General features: G+C 72.5%; 5 protein-coding genes (1 of these 5 cut by a window edge). All 5 read left to right on the top strand.

Annotated elements, in window-relative coordinates; translation table 11 throughout:
• The first annotated feature begins 242 nt into the window (after window positions 1–242).
• Tightly spaced (each overlapping or abutting the next), the 5 genes in view from WMF14_RS23060 to WMF14_RS23040 form a layout consistent with a single transcriptional unit that may run on beyond the window.
• Window positions 243–9,614 (top strand): SDR family NAD(P)-dependent oxidoreductase, encoded by a 9,372-nt coding sequence (locus WMF14_RS23060; RefSeq protein ID WP_437803681.1) that lies wholly within the window; start codon window positions 243–245, stop codon window positions 9,612–9,614.
• On the top strand, window positions 9,611–13,855 hold the full coding sequence (locus tag WMF14_RS23055; protein ID WP_437803679.1) for an amino acid adenylation domain-containing protein: 4,245 nt from the start codon (window positions 9,611–9,613) through the stop codon (window positions 13,853–13,855). Before WMF14_RS23060 ends, WMF14_RS23055 begins: the two co-directional genes overlap by 4 nt.
• On the top strand, window positions 13,848–19,400 hold the full coding sequence (locus WMF14_RS23050) for a type I polyketide synthase (protein ID WP_437803678.1): 5,553 nt from the start codon (window positions 13,848–13,850) through the stop codon (window positions 19,398–19,400). The genes WMF14_RS23055 and WMF14_RS23050 overlap by 8 nt, the downstream gene beginning before the upstream one ends.
• Window positions 19,397–24,133 (top strand): type I polyketide synthase, encoded by a 4,737-nt coding sequence (locus WMF14_RS23045; protein WP_437803676.1) that lies wholly within the window; start codon window positions 19,397–19,399, stop codon window positions 24,131–24,133. The genes WMF14_RS23050 and WMF14_RS23045 overlap by 4 nt, the downstream gene beginning before the upstream one ends.
• A protein-coding gene (locus tag WMF14_RS23040) for a type I polyketide synthase (RefSeq protein WP_437803674.1) crosses the window boundary here: on the top strand, window positions 24,130–25,074 show its 5' portion. The gene runs 4,626 nt beyond the window's last position; 945 of the gene's 5,571 nt are visible here — the first part of the coding sequence; its start codon is at window positions 24,130–24,132; its stop codon lies beyond the right edge, outside the window. The genes WMF14_RS23045 and WMF14_RS23040 overlap by 4 nt, the downstream gene beginning before the upstream one ends.

Below are 25,074 nucleotides of genomic sequence, written 5' to 3'. Positions count from 1 at the left end.
ATCACGTTTCTATGCGTTCACAGTGGGCGCGTCGCGAAACACCTGATCGTCTGTCCACTGCAGCTCCGATACGCAACTGTGGAGTTCAGCTCCTCGATCCGTCGTCCGGATTCGCCCTCCTGTCTGAAAAAAAAGCGAGCCGAAGGGCGCTGCCTCGAACCGCGCTATTGGCGCGGGACATAAAATTGTGTTAGGGACATTTCGATGGAATGCGCAGCTGCCGTTGACGGTCGAGCTGTTCAATGAATCAGGGTTTTTCCGGAGGTTCCTGGACGGCGGAGGCCGTCCAGGCCTGGCTGATTGAGCACCTCGCCTCATGCCTCGGGATCGACCCGAGCGCGATCTCGATCGGGGAGCGATTCAGTCGTCTGGGCCTCGACTCACGTCGCGCGACGGGCCTCCTCAGCGATCTCGGCGCCGCGATGGGACGTCCGCTCTCACCGACGCTCGTGTGGGACCGCCCGACCATTGCCGAGCTCTCTCTATTTCTTGCGGGTGTCGCTCCTGTTTCGTATCTGTCACAACCAGTCGCGCCTGTTTCGCCTCTGTCACAGCCAATAGACGCGCCGGCGTCCATCGCCGGCGATGATCTCATTGCCATCATCGGCCTCTCCTGCCGCTTCCCGTCGGCGAACGATCTCGACGCTTTCTGGGCGCTGCTGCGCGACGGCATCGACGCGATCACCGAGGTCCCGGCGGATCGCTGGAATAAGGAGGCCTTCTACGATCCCGACCCGTCGGCGCCCGGGCGCACGAGCACCCGATGGGGCGGCTTCCTCGAACAGGTGGATCGGTTCGATGCGCAGTTCTTCGGCATCTCGCCGCGCGAAGCCGTCCAGATGGATCCGCAGCAGCGCCTGGTCCTCGAGCTCGCGTGGGAGGCGCTCGCGGACGCGGGCGTGCCCGCGGAGGCGCTCCGCGGCAGCAAGACCGGCGTCTACATGGGCGCGATGTGGAGCGATTACGCCCGGTGCGCGGCCGGGAGGGCCTCGCACATCACGCAGCACACGGCGACCGGGCAGGACATCAGCATCATCTCCGCACGGGTCTCCTACGGGCTCGGCCTAGAGGGCCCGAGCCTCACGGTGAACACCGCCTGCTCGTCGTCGCTCGTCGCCATCCACCTCGCTTGTCAGAGCCTTCGGGCGGGCGAGTCGACGATGGCGCTCGCGGGTGCCGTCAACCTCCTCATCGATCCCGAGAGCACCGTGGCGATGACCAAGTTCGGCGCGATGGCGCCCGACGGGCGCTCGAAGGCCTTTGACGCGCGCGCGAACGGCTACGTCCGGGGGGAGGGCGCCGGGGTCGTCGTTCTGAAGACGCTCCGCGGTGCCCTCGCGGACGGGGATCCCATTCGTTGTCTGATCCGGGGCAGCGCCGTCAACAACGACGGCTTCTCGAACGGCCTCACCGCGCCGAACCCGCAGGCACAAGAGGCGGTGCTGCGCGACGCCTACCGCGCCGCCGGCGTCGCGCCGGAGCGGGTGCACTACGTCGAGGCGCACGGGACCGGCACGATGCTCGGCGATCCGATCGAGGCCAAGGCCATCGGGGCCGTGCTGGGGCGGGCGCGGGACGACGGTCGACCGCTGCTCATCGGCTCGGTCAAGACCAACATCGGACACCTCGAAGCGGCCGCGGGGATCGCAGGGCTGATCAAGACCGTGCTCTCGATCCAGCACCGGAAAATCCCCCCCAATCTGCACTTCGAGCGGCCGAACCCCTATATCCCCTTCGCAGAGCTGCGCCTCGCGGTGCCGCCGAGGCTCCTCGACTGGCCCCATGAGGACGAGGCCGCGCTCGCGGGCGTGAGCTCCTTCGGCTTCGGAGGGACGAACTGCCACGTGGTGCTCGAGGAGCTTCGCCCGAGCCCGGCGCAGATCCTCCCGCTCGCGGCCGACGCGCCGGAAGCCCTCGCCGCGCTGGCGCGAGAGATCCGCGCGCTCGCGGGCGCGCCCGGTCCGGAGCCGGGGCTCTCCGATCTGTGCGCGACGGCCGGGGCGACGCGGAGCCGGGGGCGGCACCGGATGGCCGTCACGGCCAGCTCGCGCGCAGAGGCTGCGGCGGCGCTCGATAACTACCTCGCCGCGGTCCCGCAGAAGGGGCTCTCGGCTGGCGACGCGGCGGCGCACCACGGGCGGGTGGTGTTCGTCTTCGCCGGCAGCGGCTCGCAATGGCCGGGCATGGGGCGCACGCTGCTGCTGCAGGAGCCGGTCTTCCGCGCGGTGATCGAGCGCTGCGATCGGGCGCTGCGCCGGCTCGCCGGCTTCTCGCTCCTCGACGAGCTCCTCGCCGACGCGTCGCGCACGCGGCTGCGCGACGTGAACGTGCAGCAGCTCTCGCTCTTCGCCGTCCAGGCGGCGCTCGGCGCGCTGTGGCGGTCATGGGGCGTCGAGCCCGCGGCGGTGATCGGCCACAGCGGCGGGGAGATCGCCGCGGCGCACGTGGCAGGCGCCCTCGATCTCGAGGACGCGCTGCGCATCGCCCACCACAGGAGCAGGCTCCAGCAGCGACTGAACGGCAGCGGCGCGATGGCCCTCGTGGAGCTGCCCGCCGAGGAGGCCGAGCGCCTCTGCGCCGAGCGCCCGGGGCGCCTCTGCGTCGCCGGCTACAACAGCCCGATCTCGACCGTGATCTCGGGCGAGGAGGCCGCGGTCGTCGACGCGCTCGCCGCGCTCCAGCGCGAGGGTCGCACAGGCCACCGGATCAAGGTCGACTTCGCGGCCCACAGCCCCGCGATGGATCCGCTCGTCCCCGAGCTGCTCGCTGCGCTGGGAGAGCTGAGGCCCCGGCGCGCGTCGGTGCCCATCGTGTCGACGGTGACCGCCGCCGCGCTCGACGGCGCCGAGTGCACGGCGGCGTACTGGGCCCGGAACCTCCGGGAGCCGGTGCGGTTCGCGGCGGCGCTCGAGCTGTTGATGAGCGAGGGGCACGACACCTTCCTGGAGATCGGGCCGCACCCGGTCCTGCTCCACAACATCGAGCAGACCGTGCAGCGCGGCGGCCGGCGCGCGGCGGTGCTCGCGTGCATGCGCCGCGGCGAAGACGAGGCGGCGACGCTGCGCGAAGCGCTCGGCGAGATCTACGTGCGCGGCGCGTCGATCGACTGGCCCCGCCTGTTCCCGGCCGACGCCCGCGCCGTCGCGCTCGCGGACCCCGCGCCCGCCGCGGCTGCCCGGGCGGAGGTGTCGCTCCTGCCCCTCTCGGCGCACACGCCGGAGGCGCTGCGGGCCCTCGCTCGAGCGGTGGCGTCCCAGCTCCGGGGCCGCCCTCCGCTTGCGCTCCACGATCTCTGCTACACGGCCGCGGCACGGCGGGGGCACCAGGACCACCGGCTCTCGGTGCTCGCCGATTCCGTCTCGGGGCTCGTCGAGGAGCTCGACGCCTTTGTCGCGGGCGAGGTGCGCCCCGGGCTCACCGTCGGGCGATGCCCTCCGGGGTCACGTCGCAAGATCGTGTTCGTTTTCGCAGGGCAGGGGGCGTCGTGGGCCGGGATGGGGCGCGAGCTCCTCGCGAGCGAGCCGGTGTTCCGCGAGGTGATCGAGCGCTGCGACGCCGCCCTCCGCCCCTACCTCGGCTGGTCGGTGCGGGAAGAGCTGCAGGTCGACGCCTCGCGCTCGCGCCTGTCGCGGTCGGACGTGGCGCAGCCCATGTTCTTTGCCCTCCAGGTCGCGCTCGCGGCCCAGTGGCGCGCGTGGGGGGTCGTGCCCGATGCGGTCATCGGCCACAGCGTCGGAGAGATCGCGGCCGCTCATGTCGCCGGCGCGCTGGAGCTCGAGGACGCGGCGCGCATCGTGAGCCACCGCGGGCGGCTCGCGCACCGGGCCGCCGGGCAAGGGCGGATGGCCGTCACCGCGGTGTCCCGCGAGGAGGCCGAGCGGCTCGTCGCGGAGTTTCCCGGGCGGCTCTGGGTGGCCGCGATGAACAGCCCTTCCTCGACGGTGCTCTCGGGCGAGCCGGACGCCCTCGCGGCGGTGATCGTGCGCCTCGAGTCCCAGGGCAAGAACTGCCGCTTTCTCGACGTGGATTTCGCCTCTCACAGCGGCCAGATGGTGCCGCTCGCCGATGAGCTCGAAGCCGCGCTGGAACGGCTCGCTCCGCGGAAGGCGGCGCTGCCGATGCTCTCGACGACCGTGGGGCAGCCGGTCCTGGGGAGCGAGCTCACGGGCGCCTACTGGGCGCGCAACATGCGCGAGCCGGTCCGGTTCGAGGCAGCGGTGGTCGAGGCGATCGGGCAAGGGTACGAGATCTTCGTCGAGATCGGCCCGCACCCTGCGCTCGCACGGCCGATGGCCGAGTGCCTGGAGCGCTCCGGGCGGAGCGGGACGCTCCTCGCCACGTTGCGGAGCGAGCGCGGCGAGCGCGCCGTGATGCTCGAGTCGCTCGGGGCCCTCTATGCGCTGGGTCACCCCGTCCACTGGCGGGGGCTCTATCCGTACGAGGGGAGGCTCGCGCCGCTGCCTTCCTACCCGTGGCAACGGCAGCGTTTCTGGCTGGAGGCCACGCGCGTCGCGGAGCAGCGCGAGGCCCCGGTGTCGCCGGCGGCGGAGGAGCAGGACGCGGGCTTCGGAGCCTACGAGATCCAGTGGGAGCGAAGCGCTGCCCTCGACGCCCATGAGCCGTCGCGACCGGCGTCCAGCGAGCGCTGGATCGTCCTCGCCGATCGCGGGGGCCTGGGCGATCGGCTGATCGAGCGGATCGAGGCGCTGGGCAGCCGCTGCGTGCGCGTCGATGCGGGGGCGGCGTTCGAGCGCCCGGCTCCGGACCGCTATCTCGTCGATCCAGAGCGGCCCGAGGACCTCGTACGCCTCGTCGCCGAGGCCCTCGGGCCGGATCAGCCGGCGTGCGCGGGGATCGTGGATCTCTTCGGCCTCGACGCCGCGGCGCCCGAGGAGACCTCGGCCGCGAGCCTCGCCTCGGCGGAGGCGCCGGGCTGCGCGGGCGTGCTGCATCTGGTCCAGGCGTTGACCGCGGCCGGCCGAGCGCCGCGCCTCTGGATCGTGACGCGCGGCGCGCAGGCGGCAGGCGAGGAGGTCCTCGCCGTGTCACCGGCCCAGGCGTCGCCGTGGGGCCTCGGGCGGGTGATCGCCCAGGAGCACCCGGAGCTCCGCGCGACCCTCGTCGATCTCGCCCCGCGCGGCGGCGCGGACGAGGCGGCGTCGCTCGCCGAGCTGCTCCTCTCCGCGACGGACGAGCCGCAGTGGGCGCTGCGCGGCGATGCGCGCTACGTGGCGCGGCTCGCCCGGCGCCCGATGGCGGCGCTCGCCGGCGCCAGGTCGGCCGGCGCTGCAGCGGCGGACGAGCTCCGGTTGCGCCCGGACGGCGCGTACCTGATCACGGGCGGCCTCGGCGCTCTGGGCCTCGAGGTCGCGCGGTGGATGGTCGAGCGCGGGGCGAAGCACCTCGTGCTCGTGGGTCGGAGCGGCGGCTCGCCTGCGGCGCAGGAGGCCGTGGGGGCGCTGGAGCGAGCCGGCGCCCGCGTCGAGATCGCCCGGGCCGACGTGGCGAACGCGACCGAGCTCGCGACGGCCCTCGCGCGCGTCGCGCTGCGTATCCCGCCTCTCCGCGGCGTCGTGCACGCCGCGGGCAGCGTCGACGACGCCCCGCTCGTGGAGCTCACGCGCGAGAGGCTCGCGGCGGTGATGTCGTCCAAGGTCGCCGGCGCCTTCAACCTGCACAGCCTGACGCTCGGCGCTCCGCTCGATTTCTTCGTCCTGTTCTCGTCCGTGGCCTCGATGCTCGGCACCGCCGGCCAGGGGAACTACGCGGCGGCGAACGCCTTTCTCGATGCGCTCGCGCACCACCGGCGCGCGCGCGGCCTGCCGGGCCTCAGCATCAACTGGGGTCCGTGGTCCGAGGTGGGCCTGGCGACGCGCGCGGAACGCTCTGCCTTCCTCGCCGCGCGCGGGATTGCGAGCCTCTCGCCCAGTGACGGGCTCCATGCGCTGGGGCGCCTGCTGCGGGCGGACGCCGCCCAGATCGGCGTTGTCGCGTTCGACGTGGAGCGATGGTGCGAGGCCCACCCGTCCGCCGCCGCGTCGCCGTTCTTCGCGCGCCTGCGCGCGGCTCGGCCGGCCGCGCCCGCGGCGCCCGCCGCGGCGCCCGAGCACCGGCTCCGCGAGGCGCTCGCGGGCGCGCCGCCGGGGCGAGCGCGCCGCCTCCTGCTCGAGGCCCACGTCTCGCGATACCTCGCCTCGGTCCTGGGCCTCCCGCCTTCGTCGCCGATCGATCCGGACACCCCGGTACGCAAGCTGGGGCTCGACTCGCTCACCGCCGTCGAGCTCCGAAACCGCCTCGGCGCGAGCGTCGGGCTGACGCTGCCGGCGACGTTCGTGTGGAACCACCCGACGATCTCCGCGGTCGCGCGTTTCCTCGCGGATCGGCTGGGGGTCTCGCTCGAGCCCGCCGCGGCAGCCGGCTCCCACGGGGAGGAGGAGGCGATGGGGCGCGACGGCCACGTCCTGGTCGACGGAGACGGCTCCTCGCGCGCGCAGAACGGCGCGGCGCGGGAGCCGCTGAACGGCCACGCACCGCCGAACGGCGCGTCCGCCGCGTCGGCCCCGGCGATCGCCATCATCGGGATGGGCTGCCGCTTCCCCGGAGGGGTCGTCGATCCGGCCTCCTTCTGGGCGCTCCTGCGCGACGGCGTCGACGCGGTCACCGAGGTCCCCCTGGAGCGCTGGAACGCTCAGGATCTCTATGATGACGACCCCGCCGCGCCGGGGAGGATGAACACCCGCTGGGGCGGCTTTCTCTCGGGCATCGGCGACTTCGACGCCGACTTCTTCGGGATCTCGGCGCGCGAGGCGGTCTCCATGGACCCGCAGCAGCGCATCGCGCTCGAGGTCGCCTACGAGGCGCTGGAGGACGGCGGGCAGACCATCGAGCGGCTGGCCGGCAGCGCGACCGGCGTCTTCCTCGGCGTGCAGAGCCACAGCAACGACTACGCGCGGCTCCAGCTCGCCGATCCGGCCAAGATCGACGCCTACAGCGGCACCGGCACGTCCCACAGCATCCTCTCCGGGCGCCTGTCGTACATCTTCGATCTGCGCGGCCCGAACGTCGCGCTCGACACCGGGTGCTCGTCGGCGATCACGGCGATCCACCTCGCGTGTCAGAGCCTGCGCGCCGGCGAGAGCGATCTCGCGCTCGCCGGCGGGGTGAATCTCATGCTGACGCCCGAGTTCACCATCGCGGCCTCGAAGGTCGAGTTCCTCTCGCCGGACGGGCGGTGCAGGACGTTCGACGCCCGCGCGAACGGCTTCGTGCGCGCGGAGGGGTGCGGCGTCCTCGTGCTCAAACGCCTCTCCGACGCGCTCCGCGACGGCGATCGCGTCCGGGCGGTGATCCGGGGCACGGCGCTGAACCAGGACGGGCACTCCAACGGCATCACGGCGCCGAACGGGTTGTCGCAGGTGGCCGTCCTCGGGCAGGCGCTCCGCAACGCGGGCGTCGACCCGTCCGGGGTGACGTACATCGAAGCGCACGGCACGGGCACGACGCTGGGCGATCCGATCGAGGTGGAGGCGCTCGCAGAGGTCTACGGAAGGGCGGGCGCCGATCGCTGCTTGCTCGGCTCGGTGAAGACGAACATCGGCCACTCCGAGGCGGCGGCCGGCGTGGCCGGCGTCATCAAGACGGTGCTCTGCTTCGAGCAGGAGGCCGTGCCTCCTCACCTCCACTTCGAGACCCTGAACCCGCACATCACGATCGACGGCACCCGGTTCGCGATCCCGACCGAGCTCTCTCCCTGGCCCTCCCGGGGGAGCGCGCGCCGCGCCGGCGTCAGCGCGTTCGGCTGGTCCGGCACCAACGGCCACCTGATCCTCGAGGAGGCGCCGCGCGGCGCCGACGCCCGCGCGCCGGTGGAGCCGGTGGAAGACGCGCGCCCGCTCCTGCTGCCGCTCTCGGCGGCGAGCGCGGACGCGCTGCGGGCCCGCGTCGAGGCGGTGCGGAGCGTGCTTGGCCGCCCCGAGGGCGCCCCCGCGCTGCAGGATCTCTGCTACACGGCCGCGATCCGCCGGAGCCACCTCAGGCACCGCCTCTCGCTGGTCGTCCGCAGCCGCGAGGACGCGCTCGCGGGCCTCTCGGCGTACCTCGACGACAAACCGCACCCCGGCCTCGTGAGCGGCCGAAAGGCGCCGGAGAGGTCGCGCCGCCTCGCGTTTCTCTTCTCGGGGCAGGGCTCCCAGTGGCTCGGGATGGGGCGCGAGCTGCTCGCGCGTGACGGCGTCTTCCGCGCGATGATGGAGCGGTGCGAGCACGCGATGCGGGAGCACGTCGCGTGGTCCCTGATCACGTCGCTCACGGCCGAAGGCGAGCGCGCCCGCTTCGACGAGATCGACTTCATCCAGCCGGCCCTGTTCGCCATCCAGGTCTCGCTGGCGGCGGTCTTCCGCTCGTACGGCGTCGTGCCCGACGTCGTGGTGGGGCACAGCATGGGCGAGGTCGCGGCCGCCTGCGTGGCAGGCGCGCTGCGCCTCGAGGACGCGGCGCGGATCATCTGCCAGCGCAGCCGCCTGCTCCGGCGCGTGAGCGGGACCGGCGCGATGGCCCTCGTGGAGCTGCCCGAAGCCGAGGCCGAGGCCGCCATCGCCGGCCACCGTGACCGGCTGTCGGTCGCGGTCATCATGAGCCCGCGCGGGACCGTCCTCGCGGGCGATCCCGCGGCGCTGGACGAGGTGCTCGAGGAGATCAAGGGCCGCGGGATCTTCTGCCGCCGGGTCAAGATCGACGTCGCCTCGCACAGCCCGCAGATGGATCCGCTGCTCGGCGATCTGGCCGCGGCGCTGTCGGGGATCGCGCCCCAGCGCGGCTCGATCCCGATGGTCTCGACCGTGACCGGGCAGCCGACCGACGGCAGCGATCTCGACGCCGCCTACTGGGTGCGGAACCTGCGGGCGCCGGTGCTCTTCTCCGGGGTCATCCAGCGGTTGCTCGCGGAGGGCTTCAACGTCTTCGCGGAGCTGAGCCCGCACCCGGTCCTGCTCCCGGCGATCGAGTCCGGCCTGCTCGACGCCCGCTCGGGCGGCGTGGCGCTGCTCCCGTCGCTCCGCCGGGAGACGGGCGAGCTGGACATCCTGCTGGAGTCGCTCGGCGCGCTCTACGTCCGCGGGCACGCGCTGGACTTCCGCCGGCTCGTCCCGACGGGCCGCAGCGTCCCGCTGCCGTCCTACCCCTGGCAGCGGCGGCGCTTCTGGATCGACGACGCGACCTCGGGAGAGCCCGTCGCGGCGCAGGGCGACGCGCCGGCGGCGCTCGACGCCTCCGCGCTGCTCGCCGCGGCTCCCGACGAGCAGCGCGCGCTGCTGGAGCGTTACCTGCGCGATCTGCTCGCGCGGACCACGCGGCTCTCGGCGGCCCAGATCGCGGCCGATCGGCCGCTCAGGGAGCTGGGCATCGACTCGCTCATGGCGGTGCAGCTGCGCAACCGCGTCGACGCCGATTTCGGCGCGACGCTCTCGATCGTGCAGATCCTGACGGGGGCCAGCGCGTCGCTGCTCGCCGCGGATCTGCTCTCGCAAATCAAGTCACGCGCGCTCCTCGACGCCGTGCACCAGCGCGCCCCGGCGCCCGATGCAGGCCAGCAGGAATGGGAGACCACGCTCATATGAACGAGGGCGTCACGGAGCTGCTGGGCGCGCTCGCCCAGCAGGGGATCAAGCTGTCGGTCGAGGGCGACCAGCTCGCCATCGGGGCGCCGAAGGGCGTGGTGACGCCGGAGATGCGGGCGCTCATCGGGCAGCGCAAATCCGAGCTCGTCGCGCTCCTCCGCCAGAGGAGCGGCGCGGGCGGCAAGCCCGTCGCGCGGATCACGCCGGCCCCGCAGGATCGCTACAAGCCCTTCCCGCTGACGGACATCCAGCAGGCGTACTGGATCGGGCGGAGCGCCGCGTTCGACCTCGGAGACGTCTCGATCCACGCCTACTCGGAGATCGAGGCGACGGGGATGGATCTCGGGCGGCTCTCGCGCGCCTTTCAGCGGCTCGTGGAGCGGCACGAGATGCTCCGGGCCATCGTGCTCCCCGACGGACGGCAGCAGATCCTGGAGCGTGTGCCCGCGTATTCGATCGAGGCGCACGATCTTCGCGGGCTCTCGCCGGAAGCGGCGGAGGCGGAGCTCGCTGCGACGCGCGAGCGCCTCGCGCACCAGCTGCTCCCGGCCGACGCGTGGCCCACGTTCGAGATCCGCGCGTCGCTGCTCGACGGGGATCGCACCCGCATCCACATCAGCCTGGATCTGCTCCACATCGACGGCGGCAGCCTGCTCAAGCTCGGCCACGAGTGGGCGCTGCTGTACCGGGATCCGGGTGCCTTCCTGCCGCCGATCGAGCTGTCGTTCCGCGACTATGTGCTCGCCGAGATGGAGCTCAAGGGCTCGCCGCAGCACCAGAAGGCCATGGAGTACTGGCGCGAGCGGGTCGCGGTGCTGCCTCCGCCGCCGGAGCTCCCGCTCGCGATGAACCCGGCTGCCCTGCCCCAGACGCGCTTCACCCGCCGCATCGCCAAGCTCGATCCAGAGGCGTGGGCGCGGCTGAAGACGCAGGCGCTGAAGCACGGGCTCACGCTGTCCGCCGTGATGATGACCGCCTACACGACGGTCCTCGCCGCGTGGGGCGAGCGCCCGGATTTCACGATCAACGTCACGATGTTCAACCGCCTGCCGCTGCACCCGCAGGTGAACGATCTCCTCGGCGACTTCACCTCGCTGGTGCTGCTCGGCACGAGCAACACCGCCGGGGACACGTTCGAGGAGCGCGCGAGGCGGGTCCAGGAGCAGCTCTGGAACGATCTCCAGCACAGGTCGAGCGGGATCGAGGTCCTGCGCGAGCTGGCCCAGGTTCGGCGGCGTCTCTCGGGCGGCATGATGCCGATCATCTTCACGGGCATCCTCGGCCTCGCGTCGGAGGGCTTTCCGCTCTCGCTCTCGCTCTTCCACGAGCTCGGCGAGGTCGTCTTCAGCAGCGTTCAGACCCCGCAGGTGTGGCTCGACCTCCAGGTCGCGGAGGAGCGCGGCGGCTTCATCGCCCACTGGGACGCGGTCGCCGCGCTGTTCCCGCCCGGGATGATGGACGACATGTTCAACGCCTTCTGCCGGCTGGTCCGGGGGCTCGCCGACGATCCGGCGACGTGGAAGAAGGACGCTCGCCGCCTGATCGAGCTGCCGGAGGAGCAGATCGAGCGATGGGCGGAGCTCAACGCAACGGACGCGCCCATCCCCGCGGGCACCCTGCCGGAGCGCTTCGCGGCCCAGGCCGCGCAGACGCCGGAGGGCGTGGCCCTGGTGTCGTCACGCCGCCGCCTGACCTACGCGGAGCTGTCGCGGCTGGCCAACCAGATCGGCCGCTGGCTGCGCGAGCGCGGCGCGCGCCCCGACGCGCTCGTGGCCGTGGTGATGGAGAAGGGGTGGGAGCAGGTCGCGGCCGTGCTGGGCGTCCACGCGGCAGGAGCGGCCTATCTGCCCGTCGACCCGAGCCTGCCGCGGGAGCGCCGTGACTTCCTCCTGGAGCACGGCCAGGTGGAGCTGGTCCTCACCCAGTCGTGGCTGGACGGGTCGCTCGAGTGGCCCGAGCGCGTCCGCAAGCTCGCCGTCGACCAGATCCCGCCCGACCTCGACGCCTCGCCGCTCGCGCCGGTCAACCGCCCGGAGGACCTCGCCTACGTGCTCTACACGTCGGGATCCACGGGCGTGCCGAAGGGGGCGATGATCGAGCACCGGAGCGTGCTGAACCGCATGCTCGACGTCAACCGGCTCCTCGAGGTCGGCCCCGGTGATCGCATCGTCGGCCTGACCGCGCTGCACCACGATCTCTCGGTCTACGACGTGTTCGGCGGCCTGCTCGCTGGCGCGACCCTGGTGCTGCCCGACGCCGCAAAGCTCCGGGATCCGGCGCACTGGGTCGAGCTCCTGGTGAGCGAGCGCATCACGTTCTGGAACTCGGTGCCGGCGTTCCTGGAGATGCTGGTCGAGCACCTGGAGCACGCGCCGCACGACGCGGCGAGGCTGCCCGGCGCGCTCCGGCAGGTGGTCCTGTCCGGCGACTGGATCCCCGTCACGCTGCCGGACCGCCTGCGCGCGCTTTCGCCGGGCGTCCAGATCCTCGGCGCCGGCGGGCCGACCGAGACCACGGTCTGGGACATCTGCTACCCGATCGGGTCGGTCGATCCGTCGTGGAAGAGCATCCCCTACGGCCGGCCGATGACGAACGCCCGGTACCACGTGCTCGACGACGCGTTCGCGCCGTGCCCCGAATGGGTGCCGGGACACCTCTACATCGCCGGAGCGGGCCTCGCCCGCGGCTACTTCCACGACGAAGAGCGGACCGCCGCGAGCTTCGTCCGGCACCCGGAGACCGGCGAGCGCCTCTATCGCAGCGGCGATCTGGGGCGACGCCTCCCCGGCGGCCTCATCGAGATCCTCGGCCGCGCGGACTTCCAGGTGAAGATCCAGGGGCAGCGCATCGAGCTCGGCGAGATCGAGGCGGCCCTGAAGCAGCACCCGGCGGTGCGCTCGGCCGTGGCGATGGCCGTGGGAGAGGAGCGCAACAAGAAGCGCCTCGTCGCCTACGTGGTGCTGGACGCGCCTCCGGGCGCAGGAGAGGGCGCCCCAGCGGCGGGGCCAGCGAAGCCGGAGGGCGGGATCGACGATCCCCTGGCTCGCCTCGAGTTCAAGCTCAAGCAGCACGGCCTGCGCGCGGACGGCCCGGAGCGGCGCCGGATCTCGCTGCCTGTGCCGCCTGTGGACGAGGCGACGCGGGCGCACTTCCTGGAGCGCCGGACCCACCGCCAGTTCTCCCGCAGGCCGATCCAGCTGGACCGGTTCGCTGCGCTCCTCTCCTGCCTCCGTCAGATCGACGTCGATGGGCACCCCAAGTACCGCTACCCGTCCGCGGGGAGCCTGTACCCCGTCCAGACCTACGTCTACGTGAAGCCGGGTCGCATCGAAGGGGTGGCCGGGGGGACCTACTACTATCACCCGCGCGAGCAGAGCCTGGTGACCCTCACGGAGGGCGCCGTCATCGATCGGCGGATTCACTACGCGCACAACCAGGCGCCGTTCGAAGAGGCGGCGTTCTCGCTGTTCCTCGTCGCGCAGCGGAACGCCATCCTGCCCCTGTACGGCGACGCATCGCACGACTTTTGCGAGCTCGAGGCAGGCTACATGGGCCAGCTCCTGATGACGGCCGCGCCCGGCCTGGGGATCGGCTTGATGCCCGTGGGCAAGCTGGACTTCGCGGCGGTCCGCGACCTCTTCATGCTCGATGAAGGCCATGTGTACGCGCACGCGCTGCTCGGCGGCGGCGCGGTCGACAGCTCCGTGAGCGGGTGGTCGGACGACATGCAGGCCGCTCCGCGCTCGCCGGAGGACGCGCTGCGCGATCTCCTCAAGGCCAAGCTCCCGGCGCACATGGTCCCTGCCTCGATCGTGGTGCTCGACGCGATGCCGCTCACGGCGAACGGCAAGATCGATCGCAAGGCGCTCTCCGAGCTGAAGGCCGATGAGCCGGAACAGAGCGCCGCCGTGGTGCCGCCGCGCGACGAGACAGAGCGGGCGATCGCCGCGGTGATAGGGGAGATCCTTGGGCTCGATCACGTGAGCGTCGAGCAGAGCTTCTTCGAGCTCGGAGCCAACTCGATTCACGTGGTCCGCATCGGCGCCCGGCTGAGAGAGGCGCTGGGCCGTGAGCTCTCCACGATCGAGCTGTTCCAGTACCCGACCGTCCGCGCGCTCGCGGCGCGCCTCGCCGGGGAGGCGAACGAGGGCGCCTCCCTCAAGCGGGGCCGAGACAGGGCAGCGGCGCGGCGCGCGGCCCGCGCCGGGCGCGGAGGCATGGGCGGGGGCGGAGATGAGTGATCCGGTGTCCGCGGAGGGGAGCGAGATCGCGATCATCGGCCTCGGGTGCCGCTTCCCGGGGGCGCGAGGTCCGGAGGAGTACTGGCGCAACCTGCGCGATGGAGTCGAGTCCATCTCGTTCTTCTCGGAGGCGGAGCTCGCGTCATCGGGCGTCCACCCCGCCGCGGCGCGGGATCCGAGCTACGTGCCGGCCGCGGGCGTGCTCGACCGGATCGAGCAGTTCGACGCGTCGTTCTTCGGCTTCACGCGGCGCGAGGCGGAGCTCACCGATCCCCAGCACCGCCTGTTCCTCGAATGCGCGTGGGAAGCGCTGGAGAGCGCGTGCTGCGTCCCCGACAGCTTCGATGGGTCGATCGGGGTGTTCGCGGGCTCGAGCTTCAGCAGCTACCTGGTGTCGAACATTCAGCCCGATCTGAGCTATGTGCGCCTGCTGCAGTGGACGCAGGCGCTCGTCGCCAACGACAAGGACTACCTGTCGACGCACGTCTCGTACAAGCTCAACTTGAGGGGCCCGAGCGTCGGCGTGCAGACCGCCTGCTCCACCTCGCTCGTCGCCGTGCACCTCGCCTGTCAGAGCCTCTTGAACCGCGAGTGCGACGTCGCGCTCGCCGGCGGCGTGACCGTCCGTGTCCCGCACCTCGCGGGTTACGTCTACGAACCGGACGGGATCGGGTCGAGCGACGGTCGCTGCCGGCCCTTCGACGCGTCGGCGCGCGGCACGATCTTCGGGAGCGGCGTGGGCGTGGTGGCGCTCAAGCGGCTCTCGGATGCGCTGGCCGACGGCGACTGCATCCGCGCGGTGATCCGGGGCTCGGCCATCAACAACGACGGTTCGGTGAAGGTCGGGTTCACCGCGCCGAGCGTCGAGGGGCAGACACAGGTGATCGCGGAGGCGCAGGCGATCGCCGGCGTCGCGCCGGAGACGATCGACTACATCGAGGCCCACGGTACGGGTACGCCGCTCGGCGATCCCATCGAGATAGCCGCTCTCGCAAAGGTGTTCGGCGAGGCCCGTGGCGCGAAGCGAGGGTGCCTGATCGGCTCGGTGAAGGGGAATTTCGGCCACCTCGAGGTGGCCGCGGGCGTGGCCGGCCTGATCAAGACCGTGCTCGCGCTCGAGCATCGCGCCTTGCCCCCCAGCCTCCACTTCGTCGAGCCGAACCCGCGCTGCGAGCTCTCGAAGGGGCCGTTCAACGTCAACACGAAGCTCACGGAGTGGAAGCGGACGCGGACGCCGCGCCGCGCAGGCGTGAGCTCGTTCGGCATGGGGGGCACGAACGCGCACGTCGTGCTGGAGGAAGCGCCTGCGCGGCCGGAGGTGAGGGCAGCGGCGGAGCGGCCGGCGCAGCTGTTGTGCATCTCGGCGAAGCGGGAGGAGGCGTTGCGCGCGCTGGCGGGGGAGTACGCGGAGCACCTCGCGTCGCACCCGGAGGAGCGGGTCTCGGACGTGTGCTTCACGGCGCGCGCGGGGAGAGCGCACTTCGCGCACCGGCTCTCGGTGATCGGGGCGTCGCGCGAAGAGATGCAGGAGCGGCTCCGTGTGTATGCGCGTGGCGAGCCAGCGGAACAGACGGAGCAGGGGCGGGTAGAACGTCCTGACGGCCCGCGGGTGGCGTTCCTGTTCACGGGCCAGGGGTCGCAATACGTGGGAATGGGGCGGGAGCTGTTCGCGACCGAGCCTGTGTTCCGGCGGGCGCTCGAGGAGTGCGACGCGCTGTTGCGGCGCCACCTGGAGAGGCCACTGATCGAGGTGCTGTATCCGGCGGAGGGGCATGCGAGCCCGCTGGACGAGACGGAGTACACGCAACCCGCGCTGTTCGCGGTGGAGTATGCGCTGACGGCGCAGTGGAAGGCGTGGGGGATAGAGCCGATTGCGGTGCTGGGGCACAGCGTGGGCGAGTACGTGGCGGCGTGCGTGGCGGGGGTGATGGGGCTGGAGCAGGGGCTCGAGCTCATCGCGACGCGAGGGCGGCTGATGCAGGCGTTGCCGAAGCAGGGAGCGATGGCGGCGCTGTTCGCGGACGAGGCGACGGTGGCGGAGGCGGTGGAGCCGTACGCGGCGGAGGTGTCGGTCGCAGCGGTGAACGGGCCGTTGGAGACGGTGGTGTCGGGGGCGCGCGGGGCGGTGACGGCGGTGGTGGAGGCGCTGGGAGCGCGCGGGGTCAAGAGTCGTTGGCTGAACGTATCGCACGCATTCCACTCGCCGCTGATGGGGCCGATGGTGGAGGCGTTCGAGCGGGCGGCGTCGAAGGTGAAGCTTGGGTTGCCGCAGCGGAAGCTGATCGCGAACGTGACGGGGAGGGCGGCGGGCGAGGAAGTGACGCAGGCGTCGTACTGGGCGAGGCACGTGCGCGCGCCGGTGCGGTTCATGGAGGGAATACGGGCGCTGCACGAGGCGGGGGCGGAGGCGTTCGTGGAGGTGGGGCCGGCCCCTGTGCTCTCGGCGATGGGGCGGCGGTGCGTGCCAGAGGGGTCGGGGGTGTGGCTGCCGTCGCTGCGGCCGAAGCGCTCGGATTGCGCGCAGATGCTGGAGAGCCTCGGGGCGCTGTACGTGCGAGGCGCGAAGGTGGACTTCGCGGGCTTCGACCGCGACCGAGCGGGCCGGAAGATCGTGCTCCCGACCTATCCCTTCCAGCGCGAGCGCTGCTGGATCGATCCACCTCCGCGATCGCAGCCTGCGCGGCCCGTGCAGAGCGAAGATCCGGCGGGTGGACACCCGCTCCTCGGGCAGCGGCTCCGGTCTCCGGCGATCCGCGGCGTCGTCTTCGAGGCCCGGCTGAGCTCCCGAGCGCTGCCGTTTCTGAACGATCATCAGGTCTTCGACGTCGTCGTCTTTCCGGCCACCGCCTACCTCGAGCTGGCCTTCGCCGCAGGCGCCGCCGTGCTCGGATCTACGGCGCGGGTCCTCGAGCAGGTCGTCATTCACGAGGCGTTGCCGCTCCCTGCCGGCGAGGAGCGGGCCCTGCAGATCGTCCTCGTGCCCGGCGGCGCCGGCGAGGCGTCGTTCGAGATCTTCAGCGCGCGCACCGAGCCGTTCGGCGGCGAGGTCGACTGGCGGCTCCACGCGTCGGGCGCGATCCGGAGCGAAGATCCCCGCGACGTCCGCGCGGCCCCGTCTCTCGACGCGATTCGCGCGCGTCATGCAGGCGAGGTGACGGGAGAGAGCTACTACCGGCAGGCGAGCGCCCTCGGCGTCCACTACGGCGACGCCTTCCGCGGGCTCTCTGCGCTGTGGCGGCAGGACGGAGAGGTCGTGGCGGAGATCTGCGCTCCCGCCGCGCTCGCCGAGGACGAGGGCCGCTACTGCTTCCACCCGGCGCTCCTCGACGCCTGCCTGCACATCGTGGGCGGCGCGCTCCTCGGCGCGGACGGGTCGATGAGGACGAGCGCGCCCTACCTCCCGGTCGCCTTCGACCGCGTCCGGCTTCACGGCCGGCCCGGCAACCGGCTGTGGAGCCACGTGACCTTGCGGCCGAGCGCCGGGGAGCATGGCGCGGCGCTCCATGGCGAGATGCGCGTGCTGACCCCGGAAGGGGGGCTCCTGCTCGAGGCCGAAGGGCTATCCCTGCACAAGGCCTCGCCGGAGGCGCTGCGGATCGCGACGGGGACGCGGCTCGAGAGCTGGCTTTACAAAGTCGAGTGGCAGCCGCGCCGCCGCGCCGTCTCGGAGTGGGCGCCGGACGCTGCAGCCGGCGGGCGGTGGTGGATCTTCGCGGATCGCCGTGGCGTCGGCGCCGCGCTCGCGGAGGCGCTCCGGCGCCGCGGAGAGCGATGCCTGGTCGTCCCGAGCCCGGCGGAGCCGCCGCGCGCCGGTGAGGTCGCGCGGTTCGAGGACGTGGTCCGCGCGCTGGAGCAGGATACAGCCGACCGTCCGCTCCGCGGCGTGGTGCACCTCTGGGGCCTCGACGCGCCTTCCGCGGGCGAGCTCACCGCCACGTCGCTCGCCGCCGCCGAGGAGCGGTGCTGCGGCAGCGTCCTTCGCGTGGCGCAGACGCTCGGGCGCGCGAACCTGTCCACGCGCGTCTGGCTCGTCACGCGGGGGACGCAGCCGGTCGAGCCCGGCGCGCAGATCGAGCTCGCCGCCGCGCCGATCTGGGGCCTCGGCCGCACGATCGCGCTCGAGCATCCCGAGGTGTGGGGTGGGATGATCGATCTCGATCCCGCGTACGACGCGGAGCGCGCGGCGGCGATGCTGCTCGGCGAGATGGATCGGCCGGACGGGGAAGATCACGTCGCGCTCCGCGACGGGCAGCGGTACGTGCAGCGCGTCGTGGCCGGCGGCGCGCTGGATCTCTCGGCGCAGGTCGTGCCCCTCCGCCCGGATCGCACCTACCTCGTCACGGGCGGGATGGGCGGCCTCGGGCGGCGCGTGGCGCGCCGCCTGGTCGAGCGTGGGGCGCGGCACCTCGCGCTCATGGGGAGGCGCGAGCCCACGGCCGAGGCGGCGGAAGAGCTGCGCCGGATCCGGGAGAGCGGCGCCGAGATCGCGATCTTCATCGCGGATGTCTCCATCGAGGAGGACGCGGCTCGCGTGCTCAACGCGATCGCGCGCGAGATGCCGCCGCTCGCAGGCGTCGTCCATGCGGCGGGGCTCCCCGGCGATTCGGTGCTCCTCCGGCACACCTGGGAGCAGTTCGCCGCGGTCCTCGCGGCGAAGGTGCAGGGCGCGTGGAACCTCCATGTCCTGACGCGCGACCTGTCCCTGGACTTCTGCGTCTATTTCTCGTCCCTGGCGGCGATCGCCGGCGCGCCCAGCCAGAGCAGCTACGCGGCCGCCAACGCCTTCCTGGATGCGCTCGCGCACCATCGCCGCGCGCTCGGGCTGCCCGCCCTCAGCGTCGACTGGGGCCCCTTCTCCGAGGTCGGCATGCTGGCGACGCGCGGAGCGAGCGTCCTGTCCGACGCGGACCTCGTCCGCATCCCTCCCGATCTCGGCGTCAGGATCCTCGACCAGCTCATCGAGCGGGGCGGCGTCCAGACGAGCGTCGTCTCGGGCGATCTGGCCAGCCACATCCATGGCCTCGCGGCGGGGCGCCCCGTCCCGATCTTCTCGTCGCTCCCGCAGGTCGCCCGCGCGAGGCGCGCGGCCGGGGAGGCGTCGGCCGGCGCGTCGCTCGCGCTGCAAGCGCAGATCGAGCGGGCGCCGTCGAGCGAGCGGCGCGACCTCGTGTTCCGCCATGTCCACGAGCTGGTGGCGCGGGTCCTCGGGGTTCGCCCCGTGGAGCTCGTGGATCCGCTCCGGGGCTTCTTCGAGATGGGGATGGACTCGCTCTCGTCGATCCTCCTGAAAAACCAGCTGCAGGCCGGTCTCGGACGGCCGCTCCCGTCGACGGTGACCCTCGACTACCCGAGCGTGACCGCGCTCTGGCGGTTCGTATGCGATGACGTCCTCTGCCTCGAGCGCGGTGAGCCTGCGCCGTCCGCCGCGTCCGCCGTGTCGGAGGACGAGAAGCTCCTGGCCGAAATCAAGCAGCTCTCGCGGTCCGAGCTGGAAGCGCAGCTCGCGGAGCTGGCCTCGTTCGACGAGGGGAACGTCCTGGGATGAGCGCCACCTCCGACGCCGGGTCCGACGAGCTGTCGCCGCTCCAGAGCGCGCTGTTCGCGCTCAAGAAGATGCGTGCTCGCCTCGACGCGATCGAGCGGGCGCGCCGCGAGCCGATAGCCATCGTCGGGGCGGCTTGCCGCTTCCCCGGCGCATCCGATCCGGAGGCTTTCTGGAGCGTCCTTCGCGAGGGGCGCGATGCGGTCCGGGACGTGCCGAAGGACCGATGGGACATCGACGCGTACTACGATCCGACGCCGGGCGCGCCGGGGAAGATGTACACGCGCCGCGGCGCCTTCCTCGACGAGGTGGATCGGTTCGACGCGGGCTTCTTCGGGATCTCGCCGCGCGAGGCCGAAGGCCTCGATCCGCAGCAGCGCTTGCTCCTCGAGGTGAGCTGGGAAGCGCTCGAACGGGCTGCGATCGCCGCTCCCGATCTGGCAGGTACGGCGACCGGCGTGTTCGTCGGGATCATGAACGGGGACTACGGGCTGCTCGTCGCCGACCACGTCAGCGAGGAGCGCCTCGATGGCTATGTGGGCACGGGCAACGGCTTCAGCTTCCAGGCGGGCCGGATATCCTACGCGCTCGGCGTGCATGGCCCCTGCATGGCGCTCGACACGGCGTGCTCGTCGTCGCTGGTCGCGATCCATCTGGCCTGCCAGAGCCTGCGGGACGGCGAGTGCCGCGTGGCCCTCGCCGGCGGCGTGAACCTGATCCTGTCGCCGCGCCCCAACATCGTGCTCTCCCACCTGCGGGCGCTCGCGCCGGACGGGCGGAGCAAGGCGTTCGACGCGTCTGCGGACGGCTACGGCCGAGGCGAGGGGTGCGGGGTGGTGGTGCTCAAGCGGCTTTCGGACGCGCTGGCGGACGGCGACCCGATCGTGGCGCTGATCCGAGGCTCGGCGGTCAACCATGACGGGCCGAGCGGGGGGCTGACGGTGCCGAACGGGGTGGCGCAGCGGGCGCTGATCCGGCGGGCGCTGGCGGCGTCGGGGGTGGAAGCGTCGCAGGTGAGCTACGTCGAGGCGCACGGGACGGGCACGTCGCTCGGGGACCCGATCGAGCTGAACGCGCTGGGTGAGGTGTTCGGGCCGGGCCGCTCGCCGGAGCGGCCCCTGTGGGTGGGAGCGGTCAAGGCGAACATCGGGCACCTGGAGGCGGCGGCGGGGGTGGCGGGGGTGCTGAAGGTGGCGCTGGCGATGCAGCACGGAGAGCTGCCCGTGCAGCCGCACTTGCGGCAGCCGAGCCCGCACGTGGCGTGGTCGGAGCTGCCGGTGCGGGTGCCGATGGAACGGACGCGGTGGCCTTCGGCGAAAGGCGAGCGGCGCGTAGCAGGGGTGAGCTCGTTCGGAATGAGCGGGATCAACGCGCACGTGGTGCTGGAAGAGGCGCCGGAGCGGCCGGAGGTGAAGGAGGAGAAAGAGGGCGGGGCGGAGCGTCCGGCGCAGCTGTTGTGCCTCTCGGCGAAGCGGGAAGGGGCGTTGCGTGCGCTGGCGGGGCGGTACGCGGAGCACCTCGGGTCGCACCCGGAGGAGAAGCTCGGGGACGTGGGCTTCACGGCGCACACGGGCAGGGCGCACTTCGCGCACCGGCTGTCGGTGGTGGCGTCGTCGCGGGCCCAGATGCAGGAGCGGCTCAGTGCGTTCGCGCGAGGCGAGCGAGGGGAGCAGACGGAGCAGGGGCGGGTAGAGCGTCCTGACGGCCCGCGGGTGGCGTTCCTGTTCACGGGCCAGGGGTCGCAGTACGTGGGAATGGGGCAGGAGCTGTTCGCGACCGAGCCTGTGTTCCGGCGGGCGCTCGAGGAGTGCGACGCGCTGTTGCGGCGGCACCTGGAGAGGCCGCTGATCGAGGTGCTGTATCCGTCGGAGGGGCAGGCGAGCCCGCTGGACGAGACGGAGTACACGCAACCCGCGCTGTTCGCGGTGGAGTATGCGCTGACGGCGCAGTGGAAGGCGTGGGGGATAGAGCCGATTGCGGTGCTGGGGCACAGCGTGGGCGAGTACGTGGCGGCGTGCGTGGCGGGGGTGTTCGGGCTGGAGCAGGGGCTCGAGCTCATCGCGACGCGAGGGCGTCTGATGCAGGCGTTGCCGAAGCAGGGAGCGATGGCGGCGCTGTTCGCGGACGAGGCGACGGTGGCGGAGGCGGTGAGGCCGTACGCGGCGGAGGTGTCGGTCGCGGCGGTGAACGGGCCGTTGGAGACGGTGGTGTCGGGGGCGCGGGGCGCGGTGACGGCGGTGGTGGAGGCGCTGGGCGAGCGCGGGGTCAAGAGTCGTTGGCTGAACGTATCGCACGCATTCCACTCGCCGCTGATGGGGCCGATGGTGGAGGAGTTCGAGCGGGCGGTGTCGAAGGTGAAGATGACGGCGCCGCAGCGGAAGCTGATAGCGAACGTGACGGGGAGAGCGGCGCGGGAGGAGGTGACGCAGGCGTCGTACTGGTCGAGGCATGTGCGGGCGCCGGTGCGGTTCATGGAGGGGATACGGGCGCTGCACGAGGCGGGGGCGGAGGCGTTCGTGGAGGTGGGGCCGGCCCCTGTGCTCTCGGCGATGGGGCGGCGGTGCGTGGCGGAGGGGGCAGGGGTGTGGCTGCCGTCGCTGCGGCCGAAGCGCTCGGACTGCGCGCAGATGCTGGAGAGCCTCGGGGCGCTGTACGTGCGCGGCGCGAAGGTGGACTTCGCGGGCTTCGACCGCGACCGGGCCCGGCGCAAGCTCGTGCTGCCCACTTACCCCTTCCAGCGCGAGCGCTACTGGGTCGAGATCGAGAGGCACCGCACCGCCCGCGCGCCGGCGAACGACGCTTCTCGGCAGGACGGCGCAGGTTGCTACGAAGTCGACTGGCAGCCTCGACCCCACACGCCCGGAGCTCCGGTGCCGGCGGGGAGCTTTCTGCTGCTCGCCGATCGGAGCGGGGTGGGCGAGGCGCTGGCCCGGAAGCTCGCCGAGCGCGGGCATCGCTGCGTGCTCGCCTTTGCCGGTGAGCGCCTGGAGCTCGGCGCTCATGGGGTGTTTCGCGTCGATCCCGCGAGGCCGGACGACCTGAAGCGCCTGCTCGTGGAGGCTCTCCCCGAGAGCACCTCCGCGTGGCAGGGCATCGTGCACCTGTGGAGCATCGACGCGGTCGCGGCGGAGGGCGCCTCGCTCCTGGACGACGCGGACCTCTCGCTCGGCGCCGGCAGCGTGCTGGGCGTGATCCAGGCCCTCGCGGGCTCCACGGAGGGAGGTCGGCTGTGGGTGGTCACCCGCGACGGCCGGCCCGCCGCGGGCCGCGCCGGGCAAGGAGCGCTCTCGTGGGGCCTCGGTCGCGTGATCGCCCTCGAGCACCCCGAGCTGTGGGGCGGGCTGATCGACCTCGACGCCGCGCCGGCCGAGGTGCAGGCCGAGCGGCTGGGCGAGACGCTCCTCGGACCCGACGGGGAAGATCAGATCGCGTGGCAGGACGGCGCGCGGCTCGTGGCCCGCCTCTCGCGGCTCCGCGCTCCTGCGATGCCGCCGGGCCCGGCGGCGCTGCGGCAGGATGCTTCCTACCTGATCACCGGCGGGCTCGGGGGGCTCGGGCTGCAAGTCGCGCGCTGGATGGCCGAGCGCGGCGCGCGGCATCTGGTCCTGGTCGGGCGGCGCCCTCCGCCGGAGGGAGCCCGGAGGGCGCTTCAGGAGCTCGAGGCGAAGGGCGCGAGGGTGCTCGTTGCGCAGGCCGATGTCGGGCGCCCGGAAGATGTGGCGCGGGTCCTCTCCGAGATGGCCGCCGGGATGCCTCCCCTCGCGGGCGTCGTGCACGCCGCCGGCGTCCTTGACGATGGGGTGCTCCAGCAGCTCGACGGAGAGCGGCTTCGTCGCGTGCTCGCCCCGAAGGTCGCCGGCGCGTGGAACCTCCACGTGGCGACCAGGGATCGAGCCCTCGACTTTTTCGTCCTCTTCTCGTCGACCGCCGGGGTGCTTGGATCGCTCGGACAGGGGAGCTACGCCGCGGCCAACGCGTTTCTGGATGCGCTCGCGGTTCACCGGCGCGCCCAGGGGCTCTCGGCGCTGAGCATCGCGTGGGGGCCGTGGGAGGGCGCCGGGATGGCGGGGACGACCGGCCAGCGAGAGCGCGAGCGCTGGCGCGAGTGGGGCATCGACATGATCCCTGGCGCGGACGGGCTCGCGCTCCTCGAGCGCTTCCTCGCCGAGGACAGGTCGCACGTGGTGGCCGTGAACGCCGACTGGGAGCGCTTCGTGCGGAGCGCCCGCGGTGGCGCGTCGCTCCGGCTGCTGTCCGATCTGGTGGAGAGGCCGGGTGAAGGGCCGCCGGCCGAGGCGCCGCCCGATCTGATGCGGCGGATCGCCGAGGCCGAACCGGCAGATCGGCGGGGGATCCTGCTCGCCCACGTGCGCCAGGAGGTCGCTCGCGTGCTCGGCTTCGGCGACGATCGCGCGCTCGACGCCAGGGGCCGGTTTGCCGACATGGGGATGGACTCGCTGATGGCCGTCGATCTGAAGAACCGCCTCCAGCGCAGCGTGGCGCGCGCGCTGCCGGCGACCCTGGCGCTGAATCACCCCTCGATCGAAGCGCTCACGAGCTACCTCGAAGCCGAGGTGCTCGCGCCGGAGCCGGCGGAGCGGGCGACCGAGGCGGAGGCGCTCGGGGGGCTCACCGAGGCGGAGGCGCTCGGGGGGCTCCTGGACAGGGTGGAGCGACTCTCGAACGACGACGTCGAGCGGATGCTGGCCCGGATCGCGTCCGGAGGACCTTCGTGAGCAGCTTTCTGGACCGCATCAGCCGCCTCGAGCCCCGGCAGCTCGTGCTGTACGCGTACGAGCTCAACGCGCGCGTCGAGCGCCTCGCGCGCGCCGAGCGCGAGCCCATCGCGATCCTCGGAATGGGCTGCCGGGTGCCCGGTGGGGCCGACAGCCCCGAGGCGTTCTGGAGACTCCTCCGGGAGGGCGTCGACGCCATCGCCGAGATCCCCCGCGACCGCTGGGACATCGACGCGTACTACGACCCGGATCCCGACGCTCCGGGGAAGATGTCTACCCGCTGGGGAGGCTTCCTGAACGATGTGGATCGCTTCGATGCCAGCTTCTTCGGCATCTCGCCGCGGGAGGCCGCCGGGATGGACCCGCAGCAGCGCCTCGTGCTGGAGGTCGCCTGGGAGGCGCTCGAGCGGGCCAACATCTCCGCGGATGGGCTCCTTGGCAGCCGGACCGGGGTGTTCATCGGCATCGGCACCAACGACTACCTGCGCCGGGCGCAGCGGCTCATGCCGACGCCTGCGAGCATCGACGCCTACCTCGGCACCGGCAACGCGCTGAGCGCGGCGTCGGGGCGCCTCTCCTATGTTCTCGGCCTGCAGGGGCCGAGCATGTCCATCGACACCGCGTGCTCGTCGTCGCTGGTGGCGATCCACCTCGCATGCCAGAGCCTGCGCGCAGGCGATTGCACGCTGGCGCTCGCCGGGGGGGTCAACCTGATCCTCGAGCCGGACGCCAACATCGCCTTCTCTCGCGCGCGGATGCTCTCGCCCGACGGACGGTGCAAGACCTTCGCAGCCTCCGCCGACGGCTACGTGCGCAGCGAGGGCTGCGGGGTCCTCGTACTGAAGCGGCTCTCCGACGCGCGCCGCGACGGCGACGACGTCCTCGCGATCCTCCGCGGCTCGGCGGTGAACCAGGACGGCGCGAGCAGCGGGCTGACGGTG

It is taken from the genome of Sorangium sp. So ce693, from assembly GCF_051521375.1.
Taxonomy (GTDB): domain Bacteria; phylum Myxococcota_A; class Polyangia; order Polyangiales; family Polyangiaceae; genus Sorangium; species Sorangium atrum.
Note: the sequence above shows the minus strand (reverse complement) of the source record. Positions and strands in the feature narration are given on the sequence as shown.